Below are 18835 nucleotides of genomic sequence, written 5' to 3' on the forward strand. Positions count from 1 at the left end.
AAAAAAGGCCAGTAAAAGTTACTGGCCAAATACTCTCTGCGCTCACATAGTCGTTGATGGACAACGATTATGAAATGAGGCCTATCCGCGCCTCACAATATAAGACTACGGCTATCAAAAACAGTTCAATAAAAGTTCATTTTATTTTATAAATCCATCCAGAATGAGTAACAACAGTGTTGAACTGACTATAACCCATAACAAAACAGCCATTGCAAATGGCCGCCAACCAGTCTGTTTTACAACCGTTTTTGACACTCCTGTTCCAATCAAAAACAAAGTAGCCACTAACAAATGTTTTGCGCCTAAATAGAAGTTTTGCCAAACACTTTGAAGTTCAGTCAGATAACTATTACACAGTGCAGCAAGGAGAAAACCAAATATAAACAGTGGAATACTGGCTCGCTCCTCGCTTTTCCAAAATACTCCCGCAAGTGCGGTATAAGGTATGATCCACATTGCACGGGTTAATTTTATGGTCGTTGCGATACCAACCGCTAGCGGGCTAAAAGTCGCAGCGGCTGCGACAACACTCGACGTATCGTGTATCGCTAATGCCGCCCAAATAGCGAATTGTTGGTCACTGAGCGAGAGCAACTGACCAAGCCAAGGGAATAACAGTAACGCTACTGCATTGAGTGAGAATACGACCGCCAGTGCGACTGCAATTTCATGCTGTTTTGCTCTGATCACAGGTGCCATTGCTGCAATCGCACTACCACCGCAAATCGCAGTTCCAAAAGAAATAAGTACGCCGGTGTTTTTATTAATGCGCAATACCTGTGTGAGAATTTCACCCAAGCCAATAATCGCGGTAATACTCACAATCGTTAAAATGATTGAGCTACGTCCAACTTCAATAACGTCATGAATATTTACATTAAAACCAAGACCAATAACAGCTAGTTTGAGCAGCCATTTACTCAGCATATCACTGGTGGATTGATAAGGATTACCAAAGAACCAAACAAACAGAATGCCCAACGCAAGTGCGGAAACGGCATTGACTATAGGAGTTAAACACAGCAAGAATAACGCTAAAAATGCATATTGAAGTCGTTTCGTAGTCATCATGACAGCAACCTAAGTCTAAACATAAAAAAGCCGAGCATTTGCTCGGCCTTAGTTTTTATTTTACGCAAATTAAACTTCGTCCTGTTTGTTCAACGCCAGGATAGTTCGTTTCTGCAAGAACATCAGATAACTGCACTAGGCGTTCACCTAGCTTAACTAAATCTTTTGCTGATACGTTTATATGGCCCATTTTTCGCCCAGGCTTTGCGTCTTTTCCATACCAATGACTCGTTGTGTCTGCAACTTCTAACACTGCTTGAGGAATACTCGCTTGTCCTAGCACGTTAATCATAGCTGTAGGCCTAAGTAGCTCTGTAGACCCAATTGGCAATCCGGCAACCGCTCGCATATGGTTTTCGAACTGACTAACATGACAGCCTTGTTGTGTCCAATGCCCAGAATTATGCACGCGTGGTGCGATTTCATTTACAAGTAAAGTACCTTGCACATCAAAAAACTCGATTGCTAATACACCAACATAGTTAAGCGCATTTGCAAGCGCATTAAACGCGTCATGGGCTTGTTGCTGAATTGCAGGCTTCGCTTTACCTGCAACAGACAGCGTCAACACGCCATTTGTATGTTGGTTTTCAGTTAATGGATAAACCTTACATTGGCCATTTTTATCACGAACACCGATGATAGACACTTCTCGATCAAACGGGATCATTTGCTCAGCAATGATAGAATGCGGCAATGCTTGGGTTCCAGATGCTAAAAACTCGGCCATTTCTGACCAAATTTGCTCCACCTCATCATGACTTTTTACTCGCCATTGCCCTTTACCGTCATACCCAGCTTGGCAGGTCTTTACGACCAGAGGCAGACCAAGGCGTTCAATTGCAGATAAAAAGTGTGTTTTTTCTGTGATCAATTGGTAAGGCGCACATGCTACTTTGGCTTTATCCAAAAGCGCCTTTTCTTTTGCTCTATCACCGCCTATCGCGATGGCTTCAGCACCGGGATAAAACTTACCACTTTGCGCGCACAAGCTCAGTACATCATGAGGAATGTGCTCAAACTCAGCGGTAATCGCCGCACTGCTATCAATCGCTTGTTCAAGTGTTAAAGGCGTAACTTCAAACGTTACTGGATTCAACACTTTTTTTGACCCTACGTCATAAGCCAGCACGTGTAGATCTAGGTGAGTTGCCGACAAACTCATCATACGAGCAAGTTGCCCTGCTCCTAACACTAAAATATTCATATTACTCAGCTGGGTTTGGGTTAGCTAACACGGTTTCTGTTTGTTCTTTTCGGAATGCTTCCACTTTTGCAAAAATTTCAGGTTGCTGACAACCCAAAATTTGTGCTGCTAATAACCCCGCATTTGCAGCCCCTGCATCGCCAATTGCAAGTGTGCCAACTGCAACACCTTTTGGCATTTGGCAAATAGAAAGTAATGAATCAACGCCGTTAAGTGTTTTAGACTTAACAGGCACACCTAGAACCGGCAGACTCGTGAAGGCAGCTGCCATGCCAGGTAAATGAGCCGCGCCGCCTGCACCAGCAATAATTACCTTGATCCCGCGCTCAGCGGCACTTGAAGCATAGTCGGCTAATAGTTGAGGAGTACGGTGTGCAGAAACAACTTTTGTTTCATATTCGATGCCAAATTTGTCCAACATGTCTGCTGCGTGCTGCATAGTAGGCCAATCTGACTTAGAACCCATAATAATGCCAACCGTCATAATAATTCCTCGGTATTTAAAGTTAAACGATACATAAAGTAAAACGCGTTTTAAGCAATAATTGGGGTACTTAAAAACGCCAAAATTTGTGCGCGCAATTATACCCAAGTCACTTTCAGATGTCATTGTTTTGGCTATGTGAACAAAGTATCTAACCAAAGAAATAAAAAAGCCGCGACCAATGCGCGGCTTCAATAAATTTTATGTACCTTACTCTTGAGTAGCAAGATACTCTTCATACGTACCTCTAAAATCAATGACTTTACCGTCTTTGATCTCCCAAATACGCGTTGCTAGCGATGAAACAAACTGCCTATCGTGCGATACGAAAAACAAAGTACCTTCGTACTGCTCAAGCGCCAAGTTCAAAGCTTCGATAGACTCCATATCCATGTGGTTTGTTGGCTCGTCCATCAATAAGATATTATGTTTGTGCATCATTAACTTACCGAACAACATACGGCCTTGTTCACCACCAGAAAGTACTTTAACAGATTTTTTAATGTCGTTTTGAGAGAACAACATACGGCCGAGATAACTACGCACAACCTGTTCATCGTCACCTTCTTGTTGCCATTGTTCCATCCAGCTAAAGACATCCAGGTCTTTTTCAAACTCGTCAGCATGGTCTTGAGCATAATAACCAATGTTATTGTTTTCAGACCACTTAAACTCACCTGATTTAGGCGCCAAGCGACCCGCTAATGTGTTTAATAAAGTCGTTTTACCAACCCCATTCTCACCAATAATCGCAATACGCTCGCCAACTTCAACAAGACCTTCAAGACCAGAGAACAGTAACTCATCGTAACCTTGCGATAGGCTCGTTATTTCTAATGCGTTTCTGAACAACTGCTTTGACTGCTCAAAACGAATAAAAGGTGACTGACGTGACGATGCTTTCACTTCGTCTAGTTGAATTTTGTCAATTTGTTTAGCTCGCGACGTTGCTTGCTTGGCTTTTGATGCGTTTGCCGAGAATCGAGATACGAACTGCTGAAGCTCTGCTATTTGCGCCTTTTTCTTTGCATTTTCACTTAGCAACTTTTCACGCGCTTGCGTTGCGGCAAACATGTATTCATCATAATTACCTGGATAAACGCGTAACTCACCGTAATCAATATCAGCCATGTGCGTACACACTGAGTTTAAAAAGTGACGATCGTGCGAGATGATTAACATGGTGCAATCACGTTGATTTAAAACATCTTCCAACCATTTGATTGTATAGATATCTAAGTTGTTGGTTGGCTCGTCCAGAAGCATGATATCAGGATCTGCAAACAGTACTTGCGCCAATAACACACGTAGCTTAAAGCCCGGTGCAATTTCAGACATAGGACCATAATGCTGCTCTGTTGGAATACCTACGCCCAAAAGAAGTTCGCCAGCTTTAGACTCAGCAGAATATCCGTCCATTTCAGCAAATTCAGTTTCTAAATCGGCCACTTTCATTCCATCTTCTTCACTCATTTCGGGTAATGAGTAAATACGATCGCGTTCAGCTTTGACGGCCCAAAGTTCTTTGTGGCCCATGATCACAGTATCAATAACGCTATATTCTTCATAGGCGAACTGATCCTGATTTAATTTCGCTAGACGGGTATTGGGCGAAACACTCACGTTGCCGGAGCTTGGCTCAAGCTCACCACCTAAAATTTTCATAAAGGTTGATTTGCCGCACCCGTTAGCACCGATCAAACCGTAACGGTTACCATCGCCAAATTTAACGGAAATATTTTCAAAAAGTGGTTTTGCACCAAACTGCATGGTGACATTAGCTGCGCTTAAAATAGTGGGCTCCTAGGAACGTTGACTAAGCCTAAAAACCCAATTTTAAACTAATCTGACGCGTAACACTACGAAAGTTGTGGTGAAGTTTCCTTATCATGCTGCTTTGCTAACTCTAGATGATAGAAAAATTGCTTTGGCCCTAATATTAACAAAAGTAAACCGAGACCTCCTGGGATCAGCACACACTTTAGCGCAGGACCCAAAATATAACTGTAGAAAAAAATAAATGGCAAAAACAATATGTAACCTAAGATATTCATAACAACATTCCTTATATCCGCCCAAATTGAGCGCGCTCATTATAATTTATGAGCGCGCTCAATTTCAACCTGTTTTTGCAAAGCTATGAGTCATGCTAAACTATTTACCTGTAACTAATTGGAATAAATATGAATAAAAAATCAACAACAAAACAAAAAATTCTTGATGCCAGTTGGACTCTTTTCAATGAGCTTGGTTATGCACAAACCACGACAAGACAAATATCGCAGCTTGCGGGAGTTGCTACAGGCACGGTATTTTCTCACTTTCCAACCAAACTCGATATTTTAAAAACAGCGATGCACGATCAAATTGAGCAAACAATTGTTAAAGCATCACAAACCGAAAAAGCACATACCCCTCGCCTACGTCTGAGGCACTACGCACAGTTCTTATATACGTTTTATTTAGGCAACCGCGAGTTTAGTAAAGAATTACTAGGTGGTATTATTTGGCAACAAGCGTACTTTGACGCGCAGTTAGAGAGCTTCAAGGTGATGTTATTTGAAGGTCAGCCCTATGAATCTCATAAAGCCGATATCATGATGGATTGCTACTTTATGACTTTATTGCAAGGGTTGAACGATGAGAACGTTAAAGCAGAGCAATTGGTTCGGTTGCTGAGTAATAAGCTGCAATACATCCAGTAGTAAGATGTGTTCTTATTAAATATAAACTTAATACGCAAGCCTAACGACGTAATCGCCATTACTATCACAGCTAAACCCAAGCCGCTCTAACAAATGAATTGACGCCGTATTCTGAGGGTGAACTACAGCAATAATATGGACTGTGTGTTTGATTCTGATTAATTGGGGTATATATTCAAACATCATTTGTAATGCCTCACGCATTAAGCCTTGCCTCCAATATTTTGGAGAAAGCTCAAACCCAATTTTTACAACGCCTTTAACTTTATCATAATCATACAAGCCCACACTGCCAATGAGCTCATTTTCTGGCGCGTAAATCCCTAACCTACAACCCGTACCTAAGTAATGTTGCTCTAAGTCAGCCTGCACCATGGCTTTAACCTCTTCAAGGGTAAGTAAAGAGCCATAGTCATTGTATTTAGATACGAGCGGATCATTTAAAATTTGCAGTAATGCACGTATATTTTTATAAGTGATTGGTTTTAGCAATAGGCGTGTTGAAACGAACAACGTTGGGCTTCTCGATTGGCAATTTGCAAAAATAGTATAAACTAGCGCTGCGAGAAAAGTCTAACTTGGAGTTGTTATGTCAGACGAATTTAAAGTTATCCCACCCACGACTAAAGTTTTTTGCCCTGAACGAGGAGAAGGTTGGACACTAACAGGTATTACTGGCATTCATGAGCAAACCTCAGTGATGTTTAACGGTGTTCGATATACCATTCCCGCAAAAAAGATTGTTGAAGAACTATTGCCTAACTTTGTAGCCAAGCAATCAGCGTCTTCTAACTAGCGCGTGTTGTACCTTGGCGTATCATTTTTGTTCAAATCAAAGGCTTTCAACACCCAAATGTGCTTTGGCACTTTGCGACCTATGTGAGTCGTGCATGACGCCGTAATAGAAGTCTTTGGTTGAACCCTGTGGGCAACGCCATTCGGTCATTTTTTCTATGTTATCGCCTGACTTACATAGAATGCTACACGACGCAGGCTCTGCCTTGCCAGAATAACCGAATGATTACTGCAAAAACACACAGTAAAGATCAACACGCCCAAGTCACTCTTTATTACAGATTAATGCCAAATAAGTCTGTTAAAGCGGAGTAAATTTGTAGCTTAGCTTTATCTTCTGAATACGGCGAAACAGCTAAAAGTGGCGCATCTAAACGCTTTCGTAAACTTTGCAAATTCTCATCGAAATTAGCCATGTTTGGATCAATTTCATTTGCAATCCATCCGGTGCATTTGATGCCCTGCATTTTTAACACTTGGCTTGTTAGCAAAGCATGATTCAAACAGCCAAGCTTCATGCCAACAACAAGAATAACAGGCAACTGCTCAACCTTAACCCAGTCATATAAATATTGATTATCGTTTATGGGCAACGCCCAACCGCCAGCACCTTCCACCAGAGTAAACTCAGCTCCTAAAGTTGCAAGATCGCGATAAGCAAAGCTTAATTTTTCGAGTGTAATATTCACTCCAGCTTGAGCAGCTGCAATATGCGGAGCAATGGGCGGCTCAAAACAAAAGGGGTTTACTTGTTCATACTTGCCATGAACCGAAGAACACTCCATCAAGGTCAATGCATCTTCATTTACAAGTTGCCCAAACGCTTCTTCCGCCCCAGCAGCAATAGGTTTAAAACCTATGGCGCTGCGCTTATGTTGCGCTAAGAATTTGAGCAGTAACGCACTCACATGCGTTTTTCCAACTTCGGTGTCAGTACCAGTAATAAAAAATGCACTCATGGTTTTATTAACTCCAATAAGGCTACTTCATAGCTAACCATTGCTTTATCATTCTCTAGCGGATAGCTATTGAGTAAATAGTTAAATCGCTCTTTACCCATTAGCCCTACTTGCTTGTTTTCACTGTTTTGAATATGGCTTGCGCCTATGTGTTTGATTGACCTTAAGGCATCTTTTGCACTGTCAAACTCATCTTTTAAACATATTTGCTTGGCCAGTCTTATATCAAACCCTGCTTGTTCAGCAAATCGTTTGATTTGCTCTAGTGTGAGAAACTGGTTGACGTGACAACGAGTGTCAAGTGCTTGCCATGCCTGAGTCACCTCTTTCAATGACCCCTCAAGTACTGACGACAAGACCACCGATGCCCCAGGTCTGCATGCGCGGTGTAATTCCTTGAATAGCAATAAAGGTGCACTACTCCATTGAATGGCAAAATTCGAAAATACAGCATCGAGAGAGTCGTTGAGTAAAGGTAAGCTGTCCATATCTGCACAAACACGCCAGCTATCAGTTGTGCCCTGTTGTAACATTGCGTGGCTTAAATCGATATGCAACACCTTCTTTGCTTTATGTTGAAGCTCTGAATGATGTAATAAAGGGCCTGCGCCTAAATCCAAAACGTGTTGATTGTCACCTTTGAGTAGCGCAAACAACTTGTCCGCAGTTGCGTGCTGTACTCTAGCATGCTGCTTATAGTTTTTTGCTGCTTTTGAGAAGCATTGCGCAGTTTGCTGTTTATCAGCTGACGTCAATTCAATTTTTGCAGCCACCGCATTCATAGTACCGCCTTAAGCTGCTTTACCAAGTAGCTAATATCTTGTGGTTGATGTGATGCAGTTAAAGTTATACGTAACCTTGCCGTATTAATAGGTACCGTTGGCGCGCGAATAGCACTAAGCCATACGCCACACTCTCTTAACTTAGATTGTGCAGCGAGCGCATTATCAGCGCTTCCTAAAACCACTGGCTGAATTGCCGTACTTGAAGGCATCACTGCAATACTTTCTTCTTTGCATAAGCTTCTGAACAATACAACGTTTTCACGTAATGTTTCTCTTTGTTCATCGGCTTTTATCAATCTCTCCAACTGGAACTGTGCTGCACTGACCATAACCGGAGACATTGCCGTGGAATAAATATACTCACGATTAAATTGCAGCATGTAATCAATAAGTGGTTTGCTTGCGAGCAATGCAGCCCCTTGGCTCGCCATTGCTTTACCAAATGTGATCACGAGGATATCTGGACGTTCATCGCTCAACTCAACAGAGCCAAGCCCGTTCTCACCTACAACGCCAAAACCATGTGCATCATCCAACATAAGCCACGCATTATGTGTTTGTTTTAATGCGCATAGTCCGGTTAACGGTGCTGCGTCGCCATCCATTGAAAATACGCCTTCAGTAACAATGAGCTTATGTTGGGCGTTTGACTTCTCCAAACGCGCACGCAGGTGGTTCATATCGTTGTGATTAAAACGAACATGTTTAGCACTGCTTTGCAGCGCGCCATCGATCAGGCTGGCATGGTTAAGTTTATCTTGAAAGATAGCACCAGATTTACCCTGTTCAGAATCACTGAACAGGGTTTTCAACACACTCGAGTTTGCGCTAAATCCAGTGCTGAACAACAATGCACTTTCATAACCTAGCAATTCACATAACCGCGATTCAAACGCTTTGTGACATTGCTGGTAACCCGTCACTAAAGCTGAACTGCGACTGCCAGTACTGCTTGTCATTGTGGGTAGTGACTCATCTGCAAGCCCTAAATAATCATTGCTCGCAAAGTTTAGATACTCTTTACCCGCTATACGAATGTGGCGTGCACAGCTCTGTTCAACACATACACGTGTTCTAAGTAGCGCTTGTGCTTCACGCTCACTCAGTGCTTGGCGTAAAAACTCAAATGCCATTAATTTGCTTCGTAAAATAGCTCTGAAGTTGCTTTATCGGCAATGGCTGAAGACAGTGATGCTTCATAAGCCTCATCTGAGTAGTCGTGTCTTTCTTCTGGCTTCATTCCCAACTTTTTGAGTAAGTTCATATCTGCATCAGCTTCTGGGTTTTCTGTGGTTAATAACTTATCGCCATAGAAAATAGAGTTTGCGCCCGCAAAGAAACACATTGACTGCATTTGCTCATTCATTGCAGTACGCCCTGCTGACAAGCGCACATAACTTTTTGGCATCATAATACGTGCGGTCGCAATGGTGCGGATAAACTCGAAGTGATCTAAGTCTTCAACATCTTCAAGAGGGGTACCTTTGACTTTTACCAGCATATTGATTGGCACACTTTCAGGCTGCTGCGGTAAGTTTGCAAGTTGCATCAATAGACCAAAGCGGTCTGCTGCTTGTTCACCCATACCAACAATACCACCAGAACACACCTTCATGCCTGCATCTCGGACATTATCAATGGTGTCGAGTCTATCTTGATATGTTCTGGTTGTGATGATCTGCTGATAATACTCTGGTGACGTATCTAGGTTATGATTGTAGTAATCGAGACCCGCATCTTTTAAAGCGTGTGCTTTTTCGTTATCCAACATACCTAAAGTCATACAGGTTTCCAGACCTAGCTCCTTTACTTCTTTCACCATTTTTTCAATGTATGGCATATCTCTGTCTTTTGGATCAGACCACGCCGCGCCCATACAAAAACGCGTTGCGCCTTTTTGTTTGGCCAAACGCGCCTGCTCTACAACCTTTTCAACTTCCATTAAGCGCTCACGCTCAAGGTCTGTTTTATAATGGCCAGATTGTGGGCAATATTTACAATCCTCTGGGCACGCACCCGTTTTAATAGATAAAAGCGTCGAGATCTGCACTTCATTGGGGTTAAAAGACTCACGGTGGACACTGGCAGCTTTAAATAGCAAATCGTTAAACGGCATCTCAAATAGCGCTTTTACTTCTTCATAAGTCCAATCGTGACGAACAGTAGCCATATTTATTTCTCTTTATTGTATTAAATACTGCTTAAAAATAATGCAGTTAACTCGACGGTGATTGGCTTAGTCTACTTTCTGCTTTACTATTGTCAACGCTTACCAGTTTAGAAAGGTTTACCAATGAGTAAATTTCAACCAATAGATAAAAATTTTGATAAAAAACATATCTGGCACCCGTATACCTCTCTGCTTAATCCGCTTCCTTCATATGGTGTGACTCATACGGATAGCAATCGGATATATCTTGATACAGGTGAAATACTCATTGATGGCATGGCTTCTTGGTGGAGTGCAATCCATGGCTACAACCACCCTAAGCTTGTAGATGCCATTCAAGCACAAGCAGCAACCATGAGCCACATCATGTTCGGAGGCATCACCCACGCCCCTGCGGTAGAACTTTGTAAAAAGCTCGTGGCCATTACCCCTACACCACTTGAAAAAGTGTTTCTAGCGGACAGTGGTTCAGTCAGTGTTGAAGTTGCCATAAAAATGGCCTTACAGTATTGGATAAGTAAAGGTCATAAACACAAAAATAAGTTAATGACAGCTCAAAAAGGCTACCATGGCGATACATTTGCTGCCATGAGCGTATGCGATCCCATCAATTCGATGCACAGTATGTATCAAGGTTTTTTACCTGAACATATTTTTGTGCCTGCACCAAAAGCAAAATTTGCAGATAGCATAGACGACAGCGAATTAGACGAACTTGAACTGCACTTTAAAACTCACCACCAAAATGTTGCCGCATTTATTATCGAGCCCATAGTGCAAAATGCCGGTGGCATGAATTTTTACCACAGTGCATACCTCGCTAAGCTGCGCGAACTTTGTGACGAGTATGACGTATTGCTGATTTTGGATGAGATTGCGACCGGTTTTGGCCGTACAGGTAAACTCTTTGCTTGTGAACATGCTGATATTTCGCCAGATATTATGTGCATAGGTAAAGCGCTTACCGGCGGCACCATGACACTTTCAGCCGCACTCACTACTGAGAAAGTCGCCATTGGGATCAGTCAAGGTGAAGCTGGGGTACTTATGCACGGCCCTACTTTCATGGGCAATCCACTTGCATGCGCCGCCGCAAATGCCAGCATTGAGCTACTCTTTGAAAACGATTGGCAGCGCCAAGTCAATGCCATTCATGAAGCCATGCAAACATCACTGCACGCATGCAACGAGCTTGACGATGTAGTAAATGTCAGAACGCTAGGTGCAATTGGCGTGGTAGAAGTTAATAGGCCGGTTGATGTTGCCAAAATACAAAAGTTCTTTATCACTCACGGCGCTTGGATAAGGCCATTTGGCAGGCTCATCTATATCATGCCACCTTATATTACATCCGCGAAAGACATTGAAAAGCTATCAAATGTAATATACAAAGCTGTCCAGCTTCAACAATACTAATGTTGTAGCTGGAAATTTGTGCAGTTGTATTAAGTTTTTATGTCAATGTATCTATTTTTGCAACAAACGACAGAATTGCTTTGAGTTTGCTGTTACAATACGTCGCTTTTACAACAGCAACGAGTAAAAGTACGAGGAATTATGCAGCAAACCGTCAAATTACAACCTGCTGAAGCGTATCAAGCGCCAAGGTTTACAGTTTATCAGCACCGTCAAATCGATAAAATTGAGCAATTGGATAAGCTTCCTGAACATCTGCGCTTTGAGATGAAAGTTGTCGCTAATGTGTTTCCATTTAGAGTTAATAACTTCGTTATTGAAGAGCTGATAGATTGGGACAAGGTGCCAAACGATCCTGTTTTCCAGCTTACCTTTCCACAACGAGGGATGCTTGATGACGAGTCATATGAACAAATGGCTGCGCTGTTGAAGCGCGATCACACACCTGAAGAAGTATTCAATCTAGCAACTGAGTTGCGTCAAAAGTTAAATCCGCATCCAGCTGGTCAAATGGAAAAGAACGTTCCGCAATTTGATGGCGAACGTGTTGAAGGCATTCAGCACAAATACAAAGAAACCGTACTGTTTTTCCCTTCACAGGGCCAGTATTGTCATTCTTATTGCACCTTTTGTTTCCGCTGGGCACAGTTTGTCGGCAAAGCGTCTCGATTTAACAACAATGATGAAGAGCTACTGCACAGCTACTTAGCTGAGCATAAAGAAGTGACTGACTTACTGATGACTGGTGGCGATCCCATGGTTATGCGCACGGTTAAGTTACGTAAATACCTTGAAGCACTTAAAGAACCGCGTTTCGATCATATTAAAACAATACGTATTGGTACTAAATCTCTTACTTTTTGGCCATTTAGATATGTGACCGACCCCGATGCCCAAGAACTACTGGCGTTATTAAAAGAGCTCGTTGACGCGGGTAAACATGTTTCGATTATGGCGCATGTCAATCACAAGCAAGAGCTGCGTACAGACATTACCAAAGAAGCTATCCGTTTGATCCGCAAAACAGGTGCGCAGATCAGAACGCAGGCACCATTACTAAACAATATCAACGTTGATTCACAAATGTGGTCGCAAATGTGGCAAGAGCAAACACAGCTTGGCATGATCCCTTACTATATGTTTATAGAGCGTGATACGGGTGCTAAACGATACTTTGAATTGCCCTTATACCGTACGTGGGAGATATTCCGTGATGCGTATAAAAATGTGTCGGGTGTAAGCCGAACTGTTCGAGGCCCTTCTATGAGTGCAGGTCCTGGTAAAGTTGAAATATCAGGTGTTACTGAGATCCATGGTGAAAAAGTATTTGCACTGCGATTCATTCAAGCACGAAATCCTGATTGGGTACAAAGACCATTTTTTGCAAAGTACGACGAAACTGCCACTTGGCTAGATGATTTAAAACCAGCTTTTGGAGAAGAAAAATTCTTCTGGCAGGATGAATACGAAGCAATGTAAGCAAAACTCTAGGAGATATGTTCCATTCATGTCTCCTTCTAGTACTAAAGAGATCTCATGGCAGAATTATATATCACGATTAGCCTATTGATTGGCTTTATACTTTTAGTTGAAGCGCGCTATATATTGAACAAACAAGAAGTGCGTTTAAGCAAGTTCACGCTGTTTACTTCAACTATTGAGTTAATATGGTTTTTTATTTCTATCGCTGCGCTTAGCAAACTACCATTAACCCCATATCAAGCATTGATACCTACCCTATATATCACACACAATATATTAGGTTGGCTATATGGTATCTGGCTCGCGAAACGCCTTTCACAACAATCAACAAATGTTGTTATTCCTACATGGTATGCAAAGTTCGCCCATAATTACGCAATCGTTTTTATTATCTTATGCATATTGGTTGCTGTTATGTGAGTACAATTAAACACAATCGTCGTGAGTGTCACACTCGCTAGCTCAAAAACAATTATTTTACGATAGGCAGTTCTGATTTTTTCCAACCATTCATATCACCTTCTAAGTGACGCAGTGTAAATCCATTTGGCGCTAGAGCTTCAATAAATATACCCGCTCGCCTGCCAGAGCGGCAATATACAACCGCCGGCGTTGAACTAAGGCTATCAATAAATGTTTTGTGCTCATCGAGCATGTTAAAAGGAATATTAATGGCGCCTTTTATATGCCCTTCGTCATATTCCTCTTTTGAGCGAACATCAATGATGACATATGCTGAAGCTGACATTTGATTCACCAGCAACTCTTGCTGGGTAATAGACGATTGTGCATGTAAAGAATTGCAAGCAATAGCAAGTGAAAATATGGTTGCGCGAATAAGTAGGTTTAACATTCAAGCTCTCCTATCTGAGTCTACTACTTTGATAGCACCCTATCCGTACATTTTCAATCTGGCTAGCCGTTTCAATTCTTTACATAAATAATAATTGCTGCATTTCCCCTTTTTCGCCTAGCCTGGTGGGCAAAATTGACTGCTTTCATTGTCCAACTTTTCACTGTCTTCTTCAGTCGCAACTTTTACTTTAACGCTCTGCGCTTCACCTTCAAGGCGTGTTAATTGACATCCATATGTTAAAAAAATCGCACATAACGCAATCAATATTAATTTCATAACGAGCTCTCTTGAATTAATTAAGCGCTTAAAAGCATACTCGCTAAATATAAATGCGCAATTTATGTGCAAGCAAATTCAAGTCACAACCACTGCATATCTTGATAAGGCAAAACCTTCAAAGACGCCAAGCGACTCGTTAAATTACCAACATGTATTTCCAATTTATGCCCATCTGGATCCAAAATATAGAGCGAATTCCCCTCACTGCTATTATCTTTCCACTTTTGTACACCTTGGGTATTCAACAATGCCTCAAACTCATAAAAGTTGTTCTGCGAAATTGTTAAAGCAAAATGAGTGTAATCATCTTTGTCACAAGGCGTATCTTGAGATAAACAAAGCCACAGTTCACCTAAAGACAAGTAGGCACCGAAACGCCATTTAACTTCTCCTTTAAAGCCCAAAACTTGGGTATAAAACGCTAATGAGCGTTCAACATCACTGACTGCGAGAGTTATGTGATTTAAACCACTGAGCATATATTCTTCCTGTCTAAATAATAAGTGTTTTAAACGCCATAAGGATCAGCACAACGCCGCCGAATATTTCTGCTTTACTTTCAAGCCAAGTACCACTTTTATTGCCAATCAATACACCTGCCCAGCTAAACAAGCAGGCTGTGAGCCCAATGATGATACATGCTAAAAGTGGTTGTATATCTAGCAATGTGAGTGTGAAACCTGCAGCCATTGCGTCTACACTCGTTGCAATTGCCAAGATCAGCATAACTCGATGTGTCACTTGACTGATATCCTCTTCAATTCCCTCTGAAAATGCTTCATATATCATCTTAATGCCAATAAGAAGCAATAACGCAAATGCAATCCAATGTGCAAATGTTTCAAACCAAGAGAAGATACCTCTTCCGCCATAATATCCGACTATAGGCATTAACCCTTGAAATAAACCAAAATACAGTGCCGCCTTAAAAGAAAGAAACTTAACACTGCACTTCTGTTTTGATCCCAGCCCAATTGAGACAGCAAATGCGTCCATACTCAACGCTAAAGCGAGAACCAACACTTCAAACATAATTCGATTACTCTACTCGATGATAAAAATGCAGCGCACAATAACAGATCTTGCAACAATCACCTACTCGTATCAAAACCTAGAATATAGATGAAATGACGAACAGCAAACTTAGACGAACTTTGATGGCCTGAATCAGCGTTAACCCCCATTACAACGCTCAGATAAAACAACTCACCCTCACCAAGCAACTAGTTACTATTTTATATAAGTTTATTACTACCGTGCTTAATAAATAGGAAATACAAAATATATTGCTATTTACCAGCGTAGCGCCTTTTTATCTCAGCGACTTCAACAGTATATTCCTTATACCATTTTTCTTTACCCAGCTTTTGAGCCACAGTATGTTGGCTGTCTAAATGCCACTTTTTAATATCTTCTTCGCTTAACCAGTAAGATATCGCAATTTCCTGCTCATCCTCAGTAACAGCTATAAAATCTTGGCAATTGTATTTTTCAAATGCCAATTCGCGCATGATGCCAACCATGTCTGAATAGTGTTTGTCTTGGTCGCCCACTTTTGCCTTAAAAATAACTGTGTACATTGCTCTTTCCATTTAGTTGTATGTATGGTGGTTACAACAACATGACCCCAATAATGAAATCAAATTAGCTTGGGAAAAGAATAAAGCGATTTCATATAATTAGGTCGTTTTCTATGCGCTTGATTGGCTTCAGAGTTTAAGGAACTGTGCTGATAAAGCACCAAAACACGTGCTAATGATTTAACGTGGCAGCCTATTGAAAAGCTGTATAAAAAACTACACCTAGGCCGCACGACCTTCATTTTTTAGAGCGAATATTATCCACCTCAACTTGCGCATTAGACATACGTGCGGCGGCGGCCACTTCTTTGCTTACCACCGTTTTCCCAATTGGCGCCAACGAGATCCCGGCAAGCTTTAAGTGTTGAATCGCAAAAGGGATACCAATGATAGTAACAAAACATGCTATCGCAGAGATCACATGTCCAATGGCGAGCCATAAACCAGCAAAAATAAACCAAATAATGTTGCCAAGCGTCCCAAATGTGCTGGTACCAATATCTTCTTTTTGGTTCAACTCATCTCTTGAGATGGCTTCTTTTCCAAACGGAAAAAACGAAAACCCAGCCATGACAAAGCACGCCCTACCCCATGGAATACCAATGATGCTTATAAAGGCAACAATGCCATAAAGGCACCATAAAAGGCCCATAATCACACCACCTAATAAAAACCATAAAAGATTACCAATTGCTCTCATTAAACTTCCTTAATTGATTTTACATTATTGTTTTATAGCAAATTTTTTAACTATGTGCTTTTATTAGCACTTAAAACTTCTGACTCTTTTATCGGTTTCCCATCTTTAAAAAAAGGTGAGGGTTGATACTTATTAAGTATAAACCCTTTAGCCATAAACCAAAGAATGCTCGGCAAAAACGTTTTTGGAAAGCGTTGATGTATATCTGGTGGCGTTTCTTTTATCGCATGCTTACCAAATGCCTTTAAAACCACGGGGCCTAATACGTCTGACTTACGTGTTTCATCATCAAAATGCAACGCCTTAACAGAAATGCCAACAAAAGGAGCCCGTGCCGAACGCATAGTATTTGCCAACGGAGTATTACAACAGCGCGTATACCATCGGTAGATACCATTTTCGCTATTTTGAACACACGCTATTTCATCTTCACCTTGAGTTATTGTCAGGTAAGCGGGATATGTTTGAAGCAACTCAGAACCACCATATTCATCAAGTAGCTTATCCGGTTTTCCTAAAAATTGAGCAAAACGCTGACAATCGCAACATAAACAATGGACATGAAATGAGGCTGCTCTGTCAATGAACACATTGCCTCTAACCTTAGCGCATTCGCAACTCAAACTTAATTGCTTCAACATACATAACCCCTTGTACCGAATAAACAATTACTTCGTTAATTGCTTATGCATAATATAACTATCCACATAGCCAAGTTTTGGATGGCGATATGCATCAGGAATGGTGCCAATTATTTTAAACCCTAGCTTTTCCCAAAGTCGCACTGCTATTGTGTTTGAAGAAACCACTGAATTAAACTGCATTGCTTCAAAGCCTAAATCCACCGCCACTCTTTGTGAATGTTCGCAAAGCTGCCTCGCGATCCCTCTACCAGCAGCGCTATCATCAACCATATAGCCACAATTACAAATGTGATTGCTTGGCCCCATTGCATTGGCTTTTAAATAGTAACTACCTAAAGCTTTGCCATTTTCAACAAATGCATAAGCTCTCAAAGGGTTTGTACACCATAAATAGTAGGCTTGGTCTAATGTCATATCAGGGTCAAACGCGTAGGTTTCTTGTGCTTCAATGACAGACTTAAATACAGGCCAAAAATCTTCAAACTCCAAACGTGTCATTTCTTTTATCATTATTGTTCTCTACGTTGGTTTTTACTCAGTAAATAAAAGAACCTGTTGCGGGTTAGTTCTGATCACAGTAACTTGCACGGGCTCGCCCAATAGTAGATATACTCTTTAGCCTCGTTACCACAAGGTGTTTGCCAAATCCCTTCGGACATTCGTTGCCCGCCGCGGCGCTCATAAAACTCAATGGCCTTTTGATTGCAATCAAGTACTTCTAGAAAAATTCCTTGTTCAGTACTATACTCAGCCACCCATTTAGCAGCCCTTGACATTAACTGACAACCTAGGCCCTTTCCTTTGAATCGCGGTTTTACATGAAGGTTATCAATGATAGTGCCATATTTCTCATGCCGTTTGGCAAAAGCACACACAAAACCAATTATCTCACCACCACATTCAACAACAAGTATAAGCTGTTCATCGCTAGCAGTTGAGAGTCTTGTTGTCCACAATGCCTGACGTTCTGCTTGAACTCTGGCATCTAAGTAATCTTGCGACAGTACCAAAGCATAATTTTCACGCCAACTCTGAGCATGCAAATCGGCTATTGCGTTTATATCCCCTATCTGAGCTTCTCTAAAAACATACATCCTATTACTCTCCACGCTTTTTGCACATTCAATCACAAGGCAATCAGCATATTATCCGCAACCTAGATAGGTCGCATATATTACAAAGCTCGACGATATAGTCGAGCATCACGACCGTGAAACTGTATTTGCACATATTTATCAAAACCTAGCTTTAGTGCAACTTTAAGCGATGCAATATTGTCTGGTTCGATAATAGCAACTAACTCATTTATTCCTAGGTTGTTGTTACAATGAGCTAATACTGCGCTCGCAGCCTCGAACGCTATCCCTTTACCCCATTCATCGCGAGCAAGCCGATATCCTAAGTTAACCTCTGAGACACCATTTACTGATTGCGGTGACACACCACAAAAACCAAGCACCCTTGAACTCAGTTTATCAACGAGTGCCCATGGACCAAAACCTAAACTTTGATAACACTCACTGCACCAATCAATAAATTCCTCAGTTTGTTTTGTAGAACATACTCCCCTAATTGAATATTTCATTACTTCAGGGTCAGCCAAAATCGCGCTCAGCTGCGGCGTATCCGCAAGCGAAAACTCTCTAATAACGAGCCTACTCGTTTCACAAATGTTCATAAATCAATCCTTGAATAGAGT

The 18835-nt window shown here is 41.5% G+C and carries 24 protein-coding genes; 5 read left to right on the forward strand and 19 right to left on the reverse strand.

The genetic code is table 11. From position 1 onward, the window contains the following. Positions 1-141 precede the first annotated feature (141 nt). From ACW689_RS05555 to ACW689_RS05570, 4 genes are all read right to left on the reverse strand, one after another. Positions 142-1074 carry a YeiH family protein gene (locus tag ACW689_RS05555; RefSeq protein WP_476289158.1) on the reverse strand — a complete coding sequence of 311 codons (933 nt, stop codon included), beginning with the start codon at positions 1072-1074 and terminating at the stop codon, positions 142-144. 55 nt (positions 1075-1129) lie between these two features. Further along, on the reverse strand, positions 1130-2281 hold the full coding sequence (locus ACW689_RS05560; protein WP_476289160.1) for a 5-(carboxyamino)imidazole ribonucleotide synthase: 1152 nt from the start codon (positions 2279-2281) through the stop codon (positions 1130-1132). 1 nt (position 2282) lies between these two features. Further along, positions 2283-2765 carry a 5-(carboxyamino)imidazole ribonucleotide mutase gene (gene purE / locus ACW689_RS05565; protein ID WP_152085904.1) on the reverse strand — a complete coding sequence of 161 codons (483 nt, stop codon included), beginning with the start codon at positions 2763-2765 and terminating at the stop codon, positions 2283-2285. A 210-nt stretch (positions 2766-2975) separates the two neighbouring features. Beyond that, positions 2976-4559: an ABC-F family ATPase gene (locus ACW689_RS05570; protein ID WP_476289449.1), complete on the reverse strand. Its 1584-nt coding sequence runs from the start codon at positions 4557-4559 to the stop codon at positions 2976-2978. Between the two features lie 389 nt (positions 4560-4948). Here ACW689_RS05570 and ACW689_RS05575 point away from each other — a divergent pair, with 389 nt between their 5' ends. After that, positions 4949-5470: a TetR/AcrR family transcriptional regulator gene (locus ACW689_RS05575; protein ID WP_476289162.1), complete on the forward strand. Its 522-nt coding sequence runs from the start codon at positions 4949-4951 to the stop codon at positions 5468-5470. Between the two features lie 27 nt (positions 5471-5497). On the opposite strand, the gene ACW689_RS05580 is transcribed toward ACW689_RS05575, so the two are convergent. Continuing rightward, the gene (locus tag ACW689_RS05580; protein ID WP_476289164.1) at positions 5498-5983 is read right to left on the reverse strand and encodes a GNAT family N-acetyltransferase; all 486 of its coding nucleotides are present in this window, start codon (positions 5981-5983) and stop codon (positions 5498-5500) included. A gap of 76 nt (positions 5984-6059) precedes the next feature. On the opposite strand from ACW689_RS05580, the gene ACW689_RS05585 reads away from it, so the two are divergent. Next, positions 6060-6266 carry a hypothetical protein gene (locus ACW689_RS05585; protein WP_476289166.1) on the forward strand — a complete coding sequence of 69 codons (207 nt, stop codon included), beginning with the start codon at positions 6060-6062 and terminating at the stop codon, positions 6264-6266. A 274-nt stretch (positions 6267-6540) separates the two neighbouring features. On the opposite strand, the gene bioD is transcribed toward ACW689_RS05585, so the two are convergent. The 4 genes from bioD to bioB are packed head-to-tail and all read right to left on the reverse strand — an operon-like array spanning position 6541 to position 10185. Further along, entirely contained in the window at positions 6541-7224 is a 684-nt protein-coding gene (bioD, locus tag ACW689_RS05590) for a dethiobiotin synthase (RefSeq protein WP_476289168.1), read from the reverse strand. Then, positions 7221-8006 (reverse strand): methyltransferase domain-containing protein, encoded by a 786-nt coding sequence (locus tag ACW689_RS05595; RefSeq protein ID WP_476289170.1) that lies wholly within the window; start codon positions 8004-8006, stop codon positions 7221-7223. Before ACW689_RS05595 ends, bioD begins: the two co-directional genes overlap by 4 nt. Further along, positions 8003-9142, reverse strand: coding sequence for an aminotransferase class I/II-fold pyridoxal phosphate-dependent enzyme (locus ACW689_RS05600; RefSeq protein ID WP_476289172.1), 1140 nt, complete (start codon positions 9140-9142; stop codon positions 8003-8005). The genes ACW689_RS05595 and ACW689_RS05600 overlap by 4 nt, the downstream gene beginning before the upstream one ends. After that, on the reverse strand, positions 9142-10185 hold the full coding sequence (gene bioB / locus ACW689_RS05605; protein ID WP_476289451.1) for a biotin synthase BioB: 1044 nt from the start codon (positions 10183-10185) through the stop codon (positions 9142-9144). The genes ACW689_RS05600 and bioB overlap by 1 nt, the downstream gene beginning before the upstream one ends. Positions 10186-10302: 117 nt before the next feature. Here bioB and bioA point away from each other — a divergent pair, with 117 nt between their 5' ends. From bioA to ACW689_RS05620, 3 genes are all read left to right on the forward strand, one after another. Further along, positions 10303-11595 carry an adenosylmethionine--8-amino-7-oxononanoate transaminase gene (bioA, locus tag ACW689_RS05610; RefSeq protein ID WP_476289174.1) on the forward strand — a complete coding sequence of 431 codons (1293 nt, stop codon included), beginning with the start codon at positions 10303-10305 and terminating at the stop codon, positions 11593-11595. Between the two features lie 141 nt (positions 11596-11736). Next, positions 11737-13074: a KamA family radical SAM protein gene (locus ACW689_RS05615; RefSeq protein ID WP_476289176.1), complete on the forward strand. Its 1338-nt coding sequence runs from the start codon at positions 11737-11739 to the stop codon at positions 13072-13074. A gap of 57 nt (positions 13075-13131) precedes the next feature. Then, entirely contained in the window at positions 13132-13497 is a 366-nt protein-coding gene (locus ACW689_RS05620) for a hypothetical protein (RefSeq protein WP_476289178.1), read from the forward strand. Positions 13498-13549: 52 nt separating this feature from the next. Here the strand turns inward: ACW689_RS05620 and ACW689_RS05625 are convergent, their stop codons facing one another. The 10 genes from ACW689_RS05625 to ACW689_RS05670 form a co-directional block, all read right to left on the reverse strand. After that, complete coding sequence (locus tag ACW689_RS05625) at positions 13550-13930, reverse strand: rhodanese-like domain-containing protein (RefSeq protein WP_476289180.1); 381 nt, start codon at positions 13928-13930, stop codon at positions 13550-13552. Between the two features lie 117 nt (positions 13931-14047). Beyond that, complete coding sequence (locus ACW689_RS05630) at positions 14048-14209, reverse strand: hypothetical protein (RefSeq protein WP_476289182.1); 162 nt, start codon at positions 14207-14209, stop codon at positions 14048-14050. A gap of 83 nt (positions 14210-14292) precedes the next feature. Further along, a complete protein-coding gene (gene fos / locus ACW689_RS05635) occupies positions 14293-14691 on the reverse strand; it encodes a fosfomycin resistance glutathione transferase (RefSeq protein ID WP_476289184.1) in 399 nt (132 codons plus the stop codon). Positions 14692-14704: 13 nt separating this feature from the next. Next, on the reverse strand, positions 14705-15244 hold the full coding sequence (locus ACW689_RS05640; RefSeq protein WP_476289186.1) for a manganese efflux pump MntP: 540 nt from the start codon (positions 15242-15244) through the stop codon (positions 14705-14707). A gap of 257 nt (positions 15245-15501) precedes the next feature. Next, on the reverse strand, positions 15502-15792 hold the full coding sequence (locus ACW689_RS05645) for an antibiotic biosynthesis monooxygenase family protein (RefSeq protein ID WP_476289188.1): 291 nt from the start codon (positions 15790-15792) through the stop codon (positions 15502-15504). A 238-nt stretch (positions 15793-16030) separates the two neighbouring features. Further along, a complete protein-coding gene (locus tag ACW689_RS05650) occupies positions 16031-16492 on the reverse strand; it encodes a YccF domain-containing protein (RefSeq protein WP_476289190.1) in 462 nt (153 codons plus the stop codon). Between the two features lie 50 nt (positions 16493-16542). After that, complete coding sequence (locus ACW689_RS05655; protein WP_476289192.1) at positions 16543-17133, reverse strand: DUF6151 family protein; 591 nt, start codon at positions 17131-17133, stop codon at positions 16543-16545. 27 nt (positions 17134-17160) lie between these two features. Beyond that, positions 17161-17646: an N-acetyltransferase family protein gene (locus tag ACW689_RS05660; protein ID WP_476289194.1), complete on the reverse strand. Its 486-nt coding sequence runs from the start codon at positions 17644-17646 to the stop codon at positions 17161-17163. A 62-nt stretch (positions 17647-17708) separates the two neighbouring features. Continuing rightward, positions 17709-18230 carry an N-acetyltransferase family protein gene (locus ACW689_RS05665; RefSeq protein WP_476289196.1) on the reverse strand — a complete coding sequence of 174 codons (522 nt, stop codon included), beginning with the start codon at positions 18228-18230 and terminating at the stop codon, positions 17709-17711. 80 nt (positions 18231-18310) lie between these two features. Further along, on the reverse strand, positions 18311-18814 hold the full coding sequence (locus ACW689_RS05670; protein ID WP_476289198.1) for a GNAT family N-acetyltransferase: 504 nt from the start codon (positions 18812-18814) through the stop codon (positions 18311-18313). Between the last annotated feature and the right edge of the window lie 21 nt (positions 18815-18835).

The organism is Pseudoalteromonas sp. ABE4_541 (assembly GCF_056312285.1).